This window comes from Maridesulfovibrio salinus (assembly GCF_055394525.1).
In genome coordinates, this window is record NZ_AP042461.1 from 2,518,779 (window position 1) to 2,535,144 (window position 16,366).

General features: G+C 48.0%; 15 protein-coding genes. 9 read left to right on the forward strand and 6 right to left on the reverse strand.

Annotated features, from left to right (window positions below):
* Positions 1 to 78: 78 nt before the first annotated feature.
* Positions 79 to 1,293, reverse strand: coding sequence for an ISL3 family transposase (locus tag ACZ5PW_RS11515; protein ID WP_464553331.1), 1,215 nt, complete (start codon positions 1,291 to 1,293; stop codon positions 79 to 81).
* Positions 1,294 to 1,546: 253 nt separating this feature from the next.
* On the opposite strand from ACZ5PW_RS11515, the gene ACZ5PW_RS11520 reads away from it, so the two are divergent.
* The 3 genes from ACZ5PW_RS11520 to ACZ5PW_RS11530 are packed head-to-tail and all read left to right on the forward strand — an operon-like array spanning position 1,547 to position 3,097.
* A complete protein-coding gene (locus ACZ5PW_RS11520) occupies positions 1,547 to 2,113 on the forward strand; it encodes a TetR/AcrR family transcriptional regulator (RefSeq protein WP_464560397.1) in 567 nt (188 codons plus the stop codon).
* Between the two features lie 16 nt (positions 2,114 to 2,129).
* Positions 2,130 to 2,597 (forward strand): pyridoxamine 5'-phosphate oxidase family protein, encoded by a 468-nt coding sequence (locus tag ACZ5PW_RS11525; protein ID WP_464553584.1) that lies wholly within the window; start codon positions 2,130 to 2,132, stop codon positions 2,595 to 2,597.
* On the forward strand, positions 2,594 to 3,097 hold the full coding sequence (locus ACZ5PW_RS11530) for a DUF2867 domain-containing protein (RefSeq protein ID WP_464553586.1): 504 nt from the start codon (positions 2,594 to 2,596) through the stop codon (positions 3,095 to 3,097). The genes ACZ5PW_RS11525 and ACZ5PW_RS11530 overlap by 4 nt, the downstream gene beginning before the upstream one ends.
* A gap of 66 nt (positions 3,098 to 3,163) precedes the next feature.
* On the opposite strand, the gene ACZ5PW_RS11535 is transcribed toward ACZ5PW_RS11530, so the two are convergent.
* The 5 genes from ACZ5PW_RS11535 to ACZ5PW_RS11555 all read right to left on the reverse strand — a co-directional run bounded on the left by ACZ5PW_RS11535 (position 3,164) and on the right by ACZ5PW_RS11555 (position 8,511).
* Positions 3,164 to 3,949, reverse strand: coding sequence for an amidohydrolase family protein (locus tag ACZ5PW_RS11535; protein ID WP_464553587.1), 786 nt, complete (start codon positions 3,947 to 3,949; stop codon positions 3,164 to 3,166).
* Between the two features lie 408 nt (positions 3,950 to 4,357).
* Entirely contained in the window at positions 4,358 to 4,768 is a 411-nt protein-coding gene (locus tag ACZ5PW_RS11540; protein WP_464553588.1) for an acyl-CoA thioesterase, read from the reverse strand.
* A gap of 2 nt (positions 4,769 to 4,770) precedes the next feature.
* Positions 4,771 to 5,952 (reverse strand): cofactor-independent phosphoglycerate mutase, encoded by a 1,182-nt coding sequence (locus ACZ5PW_RS11545; RefSeq protein WP_464553589.1) that lies wholly within the window; start codon positions 5,950 to 5,952, stop codon positions 4,771 to 4,773.
* 9 nt (positions 5,953 to 5,961) lie between these two features.
* Positions 5,962 to 7,251, reverse strand: a complete 1,290-nt coding sequence (locus tag ACZ5PW_RS11550; protein WP_464553591.1) for a homoserine dehydrogenase — start codon at positions 7,249 to 7,251, stop codon at positions 5,962 to 5,964.
* A gap of 84 nt (positions 7,252 to 7,335) precedes the next feature.
* Positions 7,336 to 8,511, reverse strand: coding sequence for an aminotransferase class I/II-fold pyridoxal phosphate-dependent enzyme (locus ACZ5PW_RS11555; RefSeq protein ID WP_464553593.1), 1,176 nt, complete (start codon positions 8,509 to 8,511; stop codon positions 7,336 to 7,338).
* A 338-nt stretch (positions 8,512 to 8,849) separates the two neighbouring features.
* Here ACZ5PW_RS11555 and ACZ5PW_RS11560 point away from each other — a divergent pair, with 338 nt between their 5' ends.
* The 6 genes from ACZ5PW_RS11560 (at position 8,850) to recD2 (ending at position 16,363) form a co-directional block, all read left to right on the forward strand.
* A complete protein-coding gene (locus ACZ5PW_RS11560) occupies positions 8,850 to 9,158 on the forward strand; it encodes an isoamylase early set domain-containing protein (RefSeq protein WP_464553594.1) in 309 nt (102 codons plus the stop codon).
* A gap of 338 nt (positions 9,159 to 9,496) precedes the next feature.
* Positions 9,497 to 10,420, forward strand: coding sequence for a branched-chain amino acid transaminase (locus ACZ5PW_RS11565; RefSeq protein WP_464553595.1), 924 nt, complete (start codon positions 9,497 to 9,499; stop codon positions 10,418 to 10,420).
* Between the two features lie 433 nt (positions 10,421 to 10,853).
* Entirely contained in the window at positions 10,854 to 12,800 is a 1,947-nt protein-coding gene (gene dnaX / locus ACZ5PW_RS11570; RefSeq protein WP_464553596.1) for a DNA polymerase III subunit gamma/tau, read from the forward strand.
* A 53-nt stretch (positions 12,801 to 12,853) separates the two neighbouring features.
* Positions 12,854 to 13,165 (forward strand): YbaB/EbfC family nucleoid-associated protein, encoded by a 312-nt coding sequence (locus ACZ5PW_RS11575; protein WP_464553598.1) that lies wholly within the window; start codon positions 12,854 to 12,856, stop codon positions 13,163 to 13,165.
* Positions 13,166 to 13,498: 333 nt separating this feature from the next.
* Positions 13,499 to 14,104, forward strand: a complete 606-nt coding sequence (gene recR / locus ACZ5PW_RS11580) for a recombination mediator RecR (protein WP_464553600.1) — start codon at positions 13,499 to 13,501, stop codon at positions 14,102 to 14,104.
* Positions 14,105 to 14,170: 66 nt separating this feature from the next.
* The gene (recD2, locus tag ACZ5PW_RS11585) at positions 14,171 to 16,363 is read left to right on the forward strand and encodes an SF1B family DNA helicase RecD2 (RefSeq protein WP_464553601.1); all 2,193 of its coding nucleotides are present in this window, start codon (positions 14,171 to 14,173) and stop codon (positions 16,361 to 16,363) included.
* Positions 16,364 to 16,366: the final 3 nt, after the last annotated feature.

A 16,366-nucleotide genomic window follows, 5' to 3' on the forward strand; every position in this document is an offset into this window, starting at 1 on the left:
GTCGGTATTTAAACTCTTTGAGGTTGTTAGTAAGAGCCGCCTGTGGTTGCCCGCAGGCGGCTCTGCCTTTTTAACGGTTCATCCGGTTAAAGCGTACTTCGCTTCATGAATACCCATGATCCTGAGCTTGAAAAATTCCAGATCACGATATCCATATGCCTGCCTTTTCATGGTCTTGATTTTGTTATTCGTACCTTCCATTGGCCCTGATGAAATGGGATGATCGAACCAAGCGAGTATCCCAAAGCTATGCGTTGCCAACGTCTTTGCCATAGTATCGAGTGGAGCGATGCCAGAAGCCCTCGCACGAGATATCCAACTCTCTAGAAACTCGGCTGCATCCTTCTTGCTTGGCTGACTCCATATCTGACGCAAGTCTTCTTTCAGATAGTAGGCTGTCGCCAGTGGCTTGTTTAGCCGTAGAGCCTCCTCCAGATGCTGCTGTTCATCCCTTTCCGCGTTTAGATTTTCAGGATTCTTCAACAGCAGCCAGCGCGTGCCTTTCAACACGTCTTTGCCCATCGTATTTTTTATCTCCCGATGAAGCTTGCGCCGAACTTCGGTGAGCTTATCGTTCATGAGTTTCACCACGTGGAAATGATCAAAGACCAGAGGAACATGCGGTAAATTTTTCAGAACCGCACCGATATATGCGGGACTGAGATCCGTTGCCACAGCCTTGATCCCGGCTTGGCTGCGTTTCAACCTTTTCCAAAAAGGCAGCAAAGCGTCAGCCCCTTTGCCGTCACCGACAAACACGACAGCTCCGCTTTTTAAATCCATGACCAGCGTTAGGTATTTATGACCTTTGCGTACGCTGATTTCATCGATTGCAATGTACTTCAATTTCGATAGCTTGGGCTGTCCGAATCGATGTTTCAGGTCTCGCTTGAAGATGTCTTTGACCACATCCCAACCGACTCCAAGCAGAGTAGAGACATCAAGCATTGTCATCATCTTGACCAGTGACCTGACATAGCGTTCGAATTTATGCGTATACCAGCGACGTGGGTCTGCGATGGAAAGCTTGATACGCCTGACACAACCACACTTCCGGCACTGAACACGAGGCACATCTACAACAATCCAAATCGGTTTGATACCGATGGGAACGGTGCGCAACCAACGCTCGCTCCTTCCTTTATGAATCACATGACGATGCTTGCAGCGGGAGCACTTAACAAGCTTGGCTTTTGGTCTCACATAAATCAGCACGTTACCGGCAACAAAATCCTGCCTGACATAGTCATAGCCGGGCAGGCCCAAGGCATGGTAGATAAAACTCGTGGACATGGCGATAAATCCTTTCGATGATTGGTGGTTCTTTCACCGATTGGACGCCATGTCCTTTCATTTTGTCAAAAGTACGCTTGAGCCGGATGAACCTTTTTAACTCTATTCTGCCTGCCAAATATTTCTCTCGTCTTTTACCCCGATTCACTTCCTGCTTTATATAATATTGCCCATTGATCTGAGTGAAAATTGTCATTTACAATTCCACATACCATACGGTATGGTATGTGGAAAAGGAGAGGGATTGATTAAAATGAATGAAGAGTTCTGCAGGGACAAACGCAATTCGACTGAGGATCTGCTGGAAGCTGGGTTGAAGCTTTTGGAAAAGGAAAGCGTTCAGCAGCTTACCATCGATGCTTTATGCAAGAGGTTAGGTGTAACCAAAGGATCGTTTTATCACCATTTTAAGAATCGGGCAGATTTTCTGGAGCGGATGCTTGAGCATTGGGTAAATGTTTGGACAATTGCAAGTATTGAATTTGCGGACAAAGGGGCTGATGCAACTGAGCGGTTCAATCTGGTAGTCGAGAGTTCACATAAGCTGCCTTCTGGAACTGAGACGAGTATAAGGGCTTGGGCTTTGCGGGATTCTTTTGCCCAGAAGTACATTGAGCGAGTTGACAGAATGCGGATTGAGTATTTGCGATCTATTTTTGAAGAGGTCAGCGATGACCCGGAACGGGCAGTACTCCTTTCAAAAATAAGTTATTCAATGTTTTTAGGAATTAGGATGATGGGATCAAACATCTCGGATGAAGATCATGAATCTATCCTTAAAACAATGAAGCAGGAATTGTACAGAATTCCTGAGAAGTGAACAGGGAGATTGAATCATGCAGACAGAGATTTTATGGAAAGAGGTTGAGATGCTGTTTGACAAGGCTGGTTATGCTTCTCTCGGCACAGTGGATGCCGACGGATTTCCGCGCATTTCACCAATTGGATCAATTACCTTCAGCAAACAGGGGAAGGGTTATTATTTTGAAAAATTTCCCAAAACTATGCGCGATAATATTGAGCGTGATACGCGCATGACTCTTATGGTTGCCCAGTCGGGGGCGGGGTTCTGGATTAGATCCTTGTGGAAGGGGCGCTTTGTTTCTCAGCCTGCCTTCCGGCTATTCTGCCGGGCAGGGAAAAGGAGGAAAGCAACCCAGAAGGAGGTTGATAATTTTCTCGGTAAGGTCAGGATGTACCGCTTTCTGAAAGGGCATGATCTACTTTGGAGAGATATGAAAATGGTCAGGGAATTTGAAGTGTTGCGGATTGAAGGTCTTGAGGCCGGGAGGATGACCCCATGACTGAATCAATGACGTTTGTTAAATCACAAAGTCCTTTTGCTTCTTTACTGGAAGGTGCAGATTATGCGGAAGTAAAGATTTTCAAAAGCAAGAGGGAAATTGAGGATTTCATTATCCGTATGGTTTCTTATCAACCTGGCTGGCTTAAGTTTTTATATAAAGTTAGGGGAATTGTTGCTGGGGCGCTTAGTCTTAATAAAGATGGAGGGGCAAAACCAAAACCGAAAGAAATTCAGTTTCAGTTCACGCCTGGCGGGATGGTGGACTTTTTTCGAACAGTAGATTTTATGTCTGATAGGTATTGGATTGGAGAGGCATCTGATGATCACCTTAGAGCATACCTAGGTGTTGTTGCCAAGTCTGGAAATGATGGAATCAAAGAATATTACACTGTGACAATTGTCCATTATCATCGTTGGACAGCATGGATTCTTTTTAATCTGATACGTCCTTTTCATCATATTGTTGTTCATTACATGGGGAAGTATGCGGCAAAATAGTTATATGCCCGAAAAAAGAATCCGCTCAATGGAGTTTCTATTGAGCGGATTTTGCTTGTCGTCTGGTTATACAAAAAGCTGACCAGCTGCACTTAAGTGAATTTCCAGTTCTGAATCCTTGAGTCCTAATGTACTCTGTAATTCCTTGATGGACTGTTCGGGGTCGAAAAGAGGATAGTCGCTTCCAAACAGAATTCTTTCCCGTGGATGTTTCTTCATGATTTCCAGCAGTACTTTTTTATCCATGAATGGTATTGCGCTGGAGGTGTCCATTAACACATTGAACCCTGCCAGTTCTTCGCAGGCCCACTGCCAGTGGCAATAGCCGCCCATGTGCGCGGCAATACAGGTAAGGTCCGGGAAATTTTCCATTATCTGTCGCAATTTGATTGGGCAGGAGGGGTTTTTTTCAGGAGGCAGCTTGTCACCAACGTGGAACATGACGGCGAAGCGGCCTTCGACCATCTCCAGAATACGGTAAAACCGTTTCTCATTCATGAAGAAGCCTTGAAAATCAGGGTGGAATTTCAAACCCTTGATGCCGTTTCTTTCCAGTCTTGCAAATTCTTTTTCAGGGTCATCATAATCCGGATGCATTGTCCCGAAAGTTATAATGCGTTCATCCGACTTTGCAAGTTCGATAGACCAGTTGTTTGCGGGAATAACCTGATCCGGTTCTGTCGCTGCGGTATGGACGACCACATGGTCCAGTCCGGCTTTTGTGGCCCGCTCCAGCAGGTCTTCAGTCAGGCCGTTACCTACGGCTTTAATGCCGTAGTGTCCGTGAAGTTGCTCCACAACCTTTTCAGCAATTTTAGGGTGAAAAGCATGGGTGTGCACATCATAATACATTGTAAAATCCTTTTGCCGCCGGAGTCCTTTCAAGAGTCAGAAGAAAATAATAATCGGCAACACACTTGCCTCACCCCCTGCAGAGGGCGGCTATGGCAAGGTTTAGATAAGCCTTCATAGAGTGTTATGTAATAATTTTCTCAGGACTCTTCGAACGGGTATCTGGACTCAGTCGGCATATTGTGAAGTTGTAAGTCTAAAAATAATGTCTCTGCCTGTGGTTATATAACGGCAGGATTAAGATTAATTCCTGTCTTTTTTACATTTAATCCCTAGGGCTTGTTAAAAAGCATTTGGAGAGTGGGGTAGGGATTTTTAAGAGAATAGGAGAGCCGCTTTGTTTTTGGGCAAAGGGTGCGTCTCCTTTCCATTAAGCCGCCGGAGGCAGCCAGAAAGAGCATAGAAGATTTAAAAAATTTCGCGAAGCCATTCCGGAACGCGTACAGGGCGTCCTTCTTTGTTGACGCATGCATGCTCGGTGAATCCGGTGGCAACGAGAGTTTCATAATCTCCCTTGTAAATATTGTAAATGAATTTGATAGAAGCGCGCTTCCATTCACTTATGCCCACCTGAATATTCAACTGGTCATCGTAATGGGCCGGAATGCGGTAGCGGCAGGACGCCTCGCGTACCGGAAGATAGATACCACGCTTTTCAACCTCGGCGTAACTCATTCCCCGTTCACGAATGAACAGGGAACGGGAACGCTCAAAAAAATGCAGATATTCTGCGTAATAAACCACACCCATGGCATCAGTTTCACCGTAGGAAACGCTGTGCGTCAGCCATGAGTGCGGTGTCGGGAATTCATTATTCATGATTACTTGATTTTATCCAGAACCCACTGCATGAAATCATGTCCCTCCGGGATAATGATTCCAGCCCGGTTGGCTTCTTCCTCATTAAAAGACTTAACCCCTGAAGCTATGCAGCGCGGGGAGGTCATGAGAAAAGGAACCGGGGTTTCATCGTGGGTGCGGGTTTCAATTGGGGTATAATGGTCACATGTGACTACATAGCATGCTTCGTCAAGGGGAAACCTTTCAAGCAGCGGGGCAAGGATTCTTGAATCAAATCGCTCGATAGATTTGATTTTGTCCTCAATACTGCCCATGTGGCCTGATTCGTCCGGTCCTTCAAGGTGCACGTATACAAAATCCCCATGTTCAAGGAATTCGGCAGCGGCTTCGACCTTTCCCTCGTAGTTGGTATCCACCAGTCCGGTAGCACCTTCCACGTTAATTACTTCCATACCGGATGCGTAGCCGAGTCCCTTGATAAGATCAACTGCGGATATGACCGCACCTTTCATTCCGAATTTTTCTTCAAACGGAGGAAGAATCAAAGGCCTGCCCTGACCCCAGGGCCAGATTGAAACGGCCTTGGTTCCGTTGTCGGATAGAATTTTCTCGGCTTTGCGGACCAGATTGTCCATGCGCGGGCTTTTGGCAAATTCACGGACATCATCGGTGATGGGTTTATCCGTAAGATCATGGGGCGGGCGAATGTTCAATTCGCTTTCCATTTTCTTTGCTCCACCTTTGTGTACCAGTAAATGGCGGTACTGAATTCCGGGGTAGAAAGTGAATTCATCGTCACCCAGTTCGGCCTGAAGTTTTTCTACCAGAGGCACTGACTCATCACTGCCGATATGCCCGGCAGAGTAGTCGTACATGATTCCGTTTTCTTCAAAACCGGAAATATTGACAAGGTTCATCCGCCATACGAGATCGTCTTTATCAAGTTCAAGGGCCTGAGCTGCAGCTTCTATCGGTCCTCTCCCTGTATGATAAGTGGCGGGATCAAAACCGAGCAGTGACATATTGGCGATATCCGACCCCGGAGCCATACCTTTAGGGACAGTGCGGCATGTTCCGATTAGTCCCTTTCCGGCCAGCATGTCCATATTGGGAGTATTGGCTGCTTCAAGCGTTGTCTTGTCCCCGATTTCTTCAATGGGCCAGCCGCCCATTCCGTCTGCAATGAGAAAAAGAAGTTTCATTGTATGCTGTTATCCTTTTAAAATGCGCATGGATATGGTCGGGCTAGCGATGAAAGGCATCTTGTCAATTTCGGCTAATGCTGCATTGACATCCTTGGTGCTGGCCTTGTGAGTGGTGAAGACCACCGGAATATCCTTTTCATCGGGATTGCCTTTCTGAACCGCCTGGGCAATGGAAATGTTGTGTTCGGCAAGGCACTTTGACAAAGCCGCCATAACGCCGGCCTTATCCTGCACGTTGAAGCGGAAATAATACTCGGAAGTTCCCAGCTCAGGGGGAAGTATATCGGCTTTTTCAATTGGGGCGTTACAGAATCCGGTATTATCCGGTTTGTCGGTTTTGGAAAGTGCTATGATGTCTGCCAGAACCGCGCTTCCTGTGGGAAGGGATCCTGCTCCCTGTCCGTGGAAAAATGCCGGTCCTACCGCGTTGCCTTCAACACGGACAGCGTTGTAGTTTCCGCCCACGCGGGCCAGCAGCAGGGTGTATTTCACCAGTGCCGGAAAAACTCCGGCTTCAAGCTTTCCTCCCACATCACGAACCTGTCCGATGAGTTTTATGCGGTATCCGAATTCACGGGCAAAGCGGATGTCCTGACCTTCAACTTTGGTGATTCCTTCAACTGGCAGTTCAGCCAGAGGGTAATCTTTGCCGTAAGCTATACGGGCAAGTACACAGACTTTGTGGGCCGCGTCGATTCCTTCAATATCAAAAGTAGGGTCTGCTTCAGCGTAGCCGAGGGCTTTAGCCTGATCAAGGGCTGTATCGAATTCAAGGCCGTTTGTGGACATCTCGGAGAGAATGTAGTTGGCGGTTCCGTTCAGGATGCCGACTATGGATTTGATGCGGTTCCCGGCCAGTGACTCCTTGATGGACTGGATGATGGGGATTCCACCGGCAACACTTGATTCATAATAGAGGCCTACTTTGTTTCTGGCAGCGACTTTGAAAAGTTCAATGCCGTGTTCGGCAAGGAGATGCTTATTGGCGGTTACCACATGCTTGCCGGCCTCAAGGGCTTTTATGACGATGTCTTTTGCTACCGTAATTCCACCCATCAGTTCTACAACTATGTCAACATCGGGACTGGAGCAGAATTCATCGGGATCTGCGGTGAATTTCACTTCCGGGCCGGGCAGGTAGTCTCTTTTTTTGTTTACGTCACGAACCAGAACATTGGTCAGTTCGAACTTTTTGCCGCTTCGTGCGAGAATTACTTCTGCATTTTCTTCAAGTATCCGGGCGAGTCCGGTTCCGACGGTTCCGAATCCGGCTATGGCAAGCTTTACAGTCTGCATCTAAACCTCTTAATTTCACTGTTTTCAAAAAAACTGACAGGCTGCGGTATATCGCGGCCTGTCAGGAGTTTGAATAATTATCTGTTAGCCTTTGGCGAAAAGATCTTTCATGCCTCGGATAGCCTGATTGATTCTCTGCCTGTTTTCTACGAGGGCCATTCGTACATGGTCGTCACCGTAGTGACCGAAACCAAGTCCCGGGGCTACGGCTACCTTGCATTCGCGAAGCAGCAGTTTGGAAAATTCCACGGAACCCATACTTCTGAACTGTTCCGGAATCTGAGCCCATACAAACTGGGTTGCCTTGGGCGGGGTCACGTCCCAGCCGATGCGTTGTAATCCTTCACAAAGAGCGTCACGGCGATCCTGATAGATATCCATGATATCACGAACGCATTCCTGCGGTCCGGAAAGGGCGTGACAGGCAGCGATCTGAATGGGCTGGAACAGTCCGTAATCCAGATAACTCTTGATTCTGGTCAGTGCCTGTACCATTTCGGTGTTACCGCAGCAGAATCCTACACGCCAGCCGGGCATGGAATAGCTTTTGGAGAGGGAGAAAAATTCAACTCCCACGTCTTTGGCTCCCTTGGCCTGCAGAAAGCTGGGTGCTTCATATCCGTCAAAAGTGAAGTCCGCATAGGCAAGATCGTGAATGACGAGAAGGTCATTCTCCTTGCAGAAGGCGACTATTTTTTCAAAAAACGGGATATCCGCAGTGACTCCGGTGGGGTTGTGCGGGTAGTTGATAATCAAAAGCTTGGGACGCGGCCAGGTCTGACGCATAGCCAGCTCAAGGTCTTCGAAGAAATCCCTGTCCGCCCCGATGGGTATTCTCCTTACGTCTGCACCGGCAATGATGCTTGCGTAAGGGTGGATGGGGTAAGACGGGTCCGGTGCGAAAACAACATCGCCGGGTGAAAGCATGACCAGCGCCAGGTGCGCCAGCCCCTCTTTGGCGCCCATGGTAACGACCACTTCCTGATCATAGTCCAGTTCAACGCCATATCTTCTTTTATACCACAAGGCCATTTCCCTGCGCAGTCCCTTGATTCCTTTGGACGCACTGTAACGATGGTTGGCGGGCTTCTGCGCCGCCTCCACCAGCTTGTCCACAATGTGCTGCGGGGTGGGCAGATCAGGGTTTCCCATACCCAGATCTATGATATCTTCGCCTTCGTGGCGCATCTGCATTTTCAGTTCGTTCACCTGAGCGAATACATAAGGGGGCAGCCGGTGAACTCTTGGAAATTTATCCATGGTCGTTACTCCTAAAATATATATAAACTTGAAGATTATTTGTAACCATGGCGGGTGGTGCTGTCAAAACTAATATTTGTATGAATGACAATGTGTTTGTCAGTATTATAATCGCTATGAGGGATGCTTTGCGCAGTATTTTTCTTTATAATTACGCTTTGCTGAAACTTCTATATGTAAAGAGCCATTTTTGCTGAATATGTTAAAAATGTAAGCTGGTGACGTTTCAATGTATTTTTTAGGCTTATGTTGACATTAAAAAAAAATCGGGATTAATTATAAACAGAAAAAATTTAATCACTGACGTTTTTAATTTTTAAAACCATCAGGAGGATCCGGTGGCTATTTCCAAAAAATTTCTAAAGAGCAAGCCTGTATGCAAGGTGAAGTTTGAAGTTGAAAAAGGGCAGGTGGAGAATGGTGAATCCATTTATCTGGTAGGTGATTTCAACGACTGGGACGAAACTTCAACACCCATGAAGAAACTCAAAAGCGGCAAGTACACTGTCACAGTTGATCTTGAAACAGGACGTGATTATCAGTTCCGTTATTTTGCCGGAAACAATGTATGGTTTAATGACAATGAACCGGACCGGACCGAGACCACTCCCTATGGTGACGCTGAGAACTCGGTAGTAAGCTGCTAGTTTTCGCCAGTGATGATGGAATATACAGGCGGAAGACTCTTCAGGTTCTTCCGCCTGACCTTTTTAATGGGTTTTATTCTGTGAATACCACTATATTGAGTATTTCATTGTGTTGATCCTGTCGTTCCTTCTTGACCTCGGACCCTCTTTTTTTTAGCTTCTTTCATTCTGTTGTTCACAAGCGCAGGGACTGTTGATAAAGCTCCATCTGCCGAATGCCGTAAGGGGACCGGATTAGATTCCGGCTTTGACTGCGTTTTGCAGAGAATTTGTTTTACAGTCTGATTATTCCGGCGGAAGCGCTGACTATATTTATAGAAGAAAATTAGGGGGACATAATGGTTCAAAAAGCTGAAAAAATCTGGTTTGACGGTGAATTGGTTAACTGGGACGATGCGCAGGTTCATGTGCTGACTCATACACTGCATTACGGTGCAGGTGTTTTTGAAGGTATCAGGGCTTACGCAACTCTGGATGGCAAATCCGCCGTTTTCAGGCTTCGCGAGCATGTTGTTCGCCTTTTTGATTCCGCAAAAATTCTCGGCCTGACTATTCCTTTCACTGTTGAAGAGATTCACGATGCGATTCTCGAAACTCTTAAGGTTAACGGCCTCAAAGAAGGTTATATCCGGCCGCTGGTTTTCATCGGTGACGGAGCCATGGGTGTTCACCCCGGCAAGAACCCCATCCGTGTTTGCATCGCCACATGGCCCTGGGGAGCATATCTCGGTGAAGATGCCCTTGAAAAAGGTATCCGGGTGAAAACTTCCTCTTTCAACCGTCACCATGTCAACGTCATGATGACCAAATCCAAAGCTTGCGGTAACTACGTCAACTCGATCCTCGCAAAGGTCGAGGCTGTTAAAGACGGTTATGATGAAGCCCTGATGCTTGACACCAACGGTTTTGTTTCCGAAGCAACCGGCGAGAATATTTTCATCGTTAAAGACGGTGTGATCAAAACCACACCCCTGACTTCCGTTCTTCCCGGTATCACCCGCAACAGCCTGATGACCGTTGCCCGTGATTTCGGTTATGAAGTGGTAGAGCAGCTCTTCACCCGTGACGAACTCTACATTGCTGATGAAGCTTTCTTCTGCGGTACCGCAGCTGAAGTGACCCCCATCTGCGAAGTTGATAACCGTGTTATCGGCGAAGGAAAGCGTGGACCTGTGGGAACCCTGCTCCAGAAAGAGTACTTCAATGCTGTTAAAGGCGGCAACGACAAGTACAAGGGCTGGCTCGATTACTACACTGTTTAGTACTTCCGGCGTCCGGGGAAGGAGAAACTCCCGCAAGAGTATTTCCGTCCCCGGACCCTTTCCCTTCTACCCCTTATTATTAGGGGCTTGCTGACGGGGGGCGGAAGGCGTGACTATCAAATATGATTTTCCCACGAAATTATTTGCGTGGGTTTTGGTTTTTTAAAGAGCTGGTATGTTGTATTGAAAATTCAGGGTGCCGAGCCTATTGAAAGTTTTTGGATTCATGCTTTAGTTCTTAGTGAGCGGTCATCCGCTAGTCTTAGGGATAAAGCCGTGGTTCAAACCTTTTTTCAAAAAGTGTTTGAGCCCCCCGGAGAGCCACAGGAGGCTACTCTACATTTAAAAGCGCGTAGCGCATTATATTTAGGCCCCGCAGGGCCGCCGGTGGCTGTCGGCGGTATCAGCCGGGGTTAATGGACTTGCCTTAATAATGAGTACATCAAATCTGACAGCGAAATATCGTCCGCAGAAGTTCAGTGAAGTTGCGGGACAGGAAGCAGTCAAAACAATTTTGTCCCGGGCCGCAGAGCAGGACAAGGTTGCCCCCGCCTATCTTTTCAGTGGAACAAGGGGGGTTGGCAAGACCACTATCGCACGTATTTTTGCCAAGGCGCTCAACTGTAAAAACGCACCCACAGCAGAACCCTGTAACGAGTGTGAGAACTGCCTTCAGATAACCGCCGGTGTCGGAGTGGACGTTGTTGAAATAGATGCCGCCTCGCATGGTAAGGTTGATGATGCAAGAAGGCTCAAGGAAGACATCGGGTATGCGCCTATTGAGTTTCGCTACAAGGTATTCATAATAGATGAAGCACACATGCTCACCGTGCAGGCCTTCAATGCTTTGCTTAAAACTCTTGAAGAGCCGCCGCCGCATGCTACTTTCATCATGGCTACCACGGAAACCCATAAGTTTCCGGCCACTATTATCAGCCGCTGTCAGCACTATGCCTTCAAGATGCTCTCGCAGGATGAGCTGATTGCCCATCTTTCAAACATCCTCAGCATGGAAGGCATCGAGTATGAGCCGGGCGCAATTGATCTTATAGCCAAACGCGGAGCGGGAAGTGTGCGTGATTCCATGTCACTGCTCGGTCAGGTTCTGGCTCTGGGCAGTGAAAAGCTGCTTGAGGATGATGTGCGTTCCATACTGGGCCTTGCCGGGCGTGATGTTTTCTTTTCACTCATGCAGGCCATCCATTCCCGTGATCTTGTAACCGTGGGCGAGACTGTTCAGCAGGTTCTGGGACGGGGTCTCGATCTTGGCTTTTTCATACGTGAACTCGGCAATTGCTGGCGTAACATGTTTCTTCTTAATCAGTCCGGTGAAAGGGCTATTCCCTTGCTTGGACTTTCCTCGGAGGAAGCCGGGGAGTTCATGAAATGGGCTCAGACTTTCGATCGTCCCTTCATTCACGCCTGCTGGCAGATGACCGTGGACGGGCAGCGCAAGGTTATGACCAGCCTTGAACCTGCAATGGCTCTGGAGTTGCTTCTTCTTAATATGGCCAGCCTGTCGGATATTATTTCAGTTGAACGTGCCGGAGCTCTTGCCTCGGCAGCACCGCAATCCGCACCTCAGGCTCCGCCGCAACCAGCTCCCCAGGGTAGTCCTCAGTCTGCTCCGCCTTCAGGCAGTACGCCGCCGTGGCAAACCGGTGGACAGCAGCCCCGGCAGGGAGCACAGCAGCCTCCCCAGCAGCAGGCCCAACAACCTCCGCAGCCGAATATGCCTCAGGGAGTGCAGCAGGGACAGATGCCGATGGGAAACGGACGCCCGATGGGTCGTACCGAGTCTGGCAGCCCTGCCGGTAACAGTAGTTCAAGAGAATCGGGATCAGATGATTCCACTCTTCCGGATGCGGCTTCTTCACATCTTAGTACCGACTTCGAGCCGCCTGTTCCGGAGTCTGAGAATCCTGCTCCGGATGATTTTGCTCATCCTGATCCGGAACCTGTATCCAATGTTCAGAGCTATGAACCCCAGTCTGGCAGTGTAACACGTAATCAGCGTGCTTCCGGACCTGTAAATTTCGAGGGATTTCTGGGGTATGTCGAGAAAAGCGGTGCTAATGGATCTGTTTCAGGGCTTGGCAAATGCAAAGGTATTTATTCGGATGGAAAACTTGTACTGACCTGTTCCAACCCTTTTCATGAAAGTCAGATCAATGATAAAGAAGCCCGTGTTACTTTGTCCCGTTTGGCCGGGGAATATTTCGGTCCTCAGACAGAAGTCGAGGTCAATGTAAGTGCTAAGGGCAAGCGTAAAAGCAGGCAGCAGCTGCGTGATGAAGTCGAAGCGCATCCTGATGTCCAAAGGGTTATTGACTCATTTGCCGCCAGCATTATTTCAGTGGAACCCCGCAAGGATACTTGATTTCCGGCGGTCCGGTATTGATATAACAGTTAATTATTTCAAGGAGTAATATAATGAAAGGTATGAACGATCTCGTACGTCAGGCTCAGGTTATGCAGCGTAAGATGACAGCATTGCAGGAAGATCTCAAAACCCGCGAAGTTGAAAGCTCTGCCGGTGGCGGCATGGTTAATGTTAAAGTCAACGGTTCTTCCGAAGTTCTGGAAATCAAAATTGATCCCACTATTGTTGAAGCGGGTGACGTCGAAATGATTCAGGACCTTGTTCTTGCTGCTGTCAATGACGCCAATAAGAAAGCCAAGGAAATGATGGAATCCGAGATGTCCCAGATTACCGGAGGAATGAACCTCCCGGGCATGTTCTAGTATTAGCATTCTATTCCGGAGGGGAAAGTTGTTTCGGTCAGGGGCTCGATGGTACACTGTGGGTGTCTGCTTTCAGGCAGCTTTGGGGTATGTGGTCCTGATCTTTTGAATGATTTTCCTCTCCGGTCTTTTCTGTTCAGAGTAATTATGCAGGTTTCCAGTTTGGACTCTTTGTGTATTTCAATTTCAGTAATAGATTTTTCTCCCACGGCGTGTCTGGCGGGATTTGTTCTCAAGCTTGTTCCTGAGTGATGGATTTATAAGCTTAAAATACTTTTAGGTTAGTATTTAAAATTAATAACTAGCCCGTTGAGTGCCAGTGGAGGCATTGATATGGAAAATTTACCTGAGCCCTTACGAGTAGTAGCTCAAGAGCTGGCTAAACTGCCTGGTCTTGGGCCTAAGTCTGCTTTGCGTATTGCTTTAACCATGCTGAAAATGCCAAGGGAAAAAGTAACCGGAATAGGGCAGAGTGTAATTGATCTGCGTGAAAAACTCTGTATTTGTGAACACTGCGCCAGTATAACCGATACCTGCCCATGCAGAATCTGTTCTGATCCGGGCCGCGAAAGAGATAAGCTGTGCCTTGTTTCTGAGTGGGATTCCTTGCTCGCTATTGAGGAGATGGGACTTTTCAAGGGGTATTACCTTGTTCTCGGCGGACTTCTTTCTCCGCTTGACGGGGTTACACCGCAGCAGCTTGAGTTTGCAAAACTTGAGGAACGTCTCGAAAAGGGTGAGGTTAAAGAGCTGATTCTGGCGCTGGGGGCAACCGTTGATGCTGAAGCAACAGCTTCATACATCAAAAATATGGTTGAAAACCGCTTTCCCGGGGTGGAGTTAAGCAGGCTTGCGCAGGGCATTCCCATTGGTTCCGAGGTCAAATATACGGATAAAGAGACACTCAGGCAGTCACTTGAGTACCGTCAGAAGTTGTAGTTGGACCTGATTATTTATTTTTTACGCCCCCGCGAGGCAGACGGAGGCCTCACATAGGACAAGTTGATGTCGGATACTCTTACTGGTGAAGTTCGTACGGTTGTTTATCACAATGAGGAAAACGGTTATATCGTAGCCCGGATTTCATCCAAGGACGAGGCCTCTCAGATTACGGTTGTCGGGGTGCTGGGACAGCTTACTCCCGGTGAATCCGCTGAATTTCATGGCAGATGGAAACAGCATGCCAAGTTCGGACGGCAGTTCGAAGCGGATTATTATGAAATAATCAGACCCGCAACTGAAGCCGGGGTTATCCGTTATCTCAAGTCTTCATCAATCAAGGGTATAGGTGAATCAATCGCCACAGAGATGGTCAAGGAATTCGGAGTGGAAGTCCTTGATATTCTGGATGATGAACCTGAAAAACTGCTCAAGATCAAAGGGATTTCCAAGAAGAAACTGGAAAAGATTACTGAATCATGGCAGTCGCAGCGTGAAATAAAGAACCTGATTCTCTTCCTGCACACCCATGATGTCCCGCCTACCTATGCGGCTAAAATTTTCAATCTTTACGGGGCACAGTCCGTCAGCCGCATCAGTGAAAATCCATATGAACTGGCTTACGAAATCCGGGGAATAGGTTTCAAGACCGCCGATGCCATGGCCTTGAAACTCGGCTTTGCCGCGGATTCATCTCAACGTATTGAAGCTGCAATTATCTATTCTTTATTTTCAGTCAGCGAGCGGGGCGGCCATATGTTCTGCCCGAAAGAAAAATTGATCGAGGACGTGGCTAAAATGCTGGGCGGCGTGGATCTAGAATTGATCAGTGACGGTATTTATTCGCTTGAAGAGCGCAAAAGGGTCCGGCTGGAAAATCTTGTTGAGCAGGACATTGATGAAGCTGTCTTCCTCATGCATTTTTACCGATTTGAAAGCGAAATATGCAAACGCATGCACGGACTGATAAGCCATCCCTCTCCTGTCAGCAGGGAGAAAGTTGAAAAGACTCTGCCCGAGGTTGAATCTGAACTAGGGTTTGAACTTTCACAGGAGCAGCGTGAAGCTGTTTTTGAGGCGTGCGTCAACAAATTTTTCATTATCACGGGGGGGCCGGGAACCGGTAAAACCACAATCACCCGAGCGGTGGTCATGACCCTACGTGAACTGGGGCTTAAAGTGAAACTTGCCGCTCCCACCGGGCGCGCGGCAAAGCGGCTTTCAGAGGCTACCGGAAGGCAGGCTTCCACTATTCACCGCATGCTTCAGTTCACACCTGATACCGGGGGATTTTACTACAATGAAGATCAGAAGCTCAAGGCTGACGTTCTGGTTGTGGATGAGGCCTCCATGCTTGATGCCCAGTTGTGCCTTGCGGTGCTTCGGGCAGTACCATTGACCTGCCGGGTTATTTTTGTGGGTGATGTCAACCAGTTGCCTTCGGTGGGGCCGGGTAACGTTCTTTCCGATCTTCTACAGAGCGGACAGGTTCCCAATGCCGTGCTGAATCATATTTTCAGACAGGCACAGGAGAGCTATATCGTTGTTAATGCCCACCGTATAAATGATGGCGATTTTCCGCTGGGGCATCCCTCTGAAGCTCCCGAAGCAGATTTTTTCTGGATTCCGCAGGAAAATCCTTCCAAAGTGCAGGAGCTTATAGCTCAGACCGTATGTGAAAGAATACCTGAGCGGTACGGGCTTGACCCCATGACGGATGTGCAGGTTCTTACTCCCATGCATAAAGGTGATGTGGGAACTATGAAGCTGAACGCACTGCTGCAGGAAAGACTCAATCCGCCGACCGGAAAGGGGCTTAAACGAGGTTTTGTGGAATATCGTGTCGGCGACCGGATTCTACAGTTGAAGAACAATTACGAAAAGGAAGTTTTCAACGGAGATCTCGGGCGGGTTATGTATGTGGATACCGAGGAAAATGAGTTGACCTGTGAGTTTGACGGCAACATCGTCCATTACGAACTTTCTGAACTCGATGAGCTTTCCCTTGCCTACGCAGTGAGCGTACATAAGTCACAGGGCAGTGAATATCCGGCCGTGGTTATGCCGGTCGTCTCGCAGCATTATCTTCTGCTGCAGCGCAATCTGCTTTATACCGGGCTGACCCGTGCCCGCAAGCTGGCAGTAATGGTCGGAAGCAAAAGAGCATTTCACATAGGGCTCAATAACGTAACCGCAGGTAAGCGTTATACAAACCTGCGGCATCGAATCAAGCATATCTTCGAAGATAATCTTTTGTAGTCT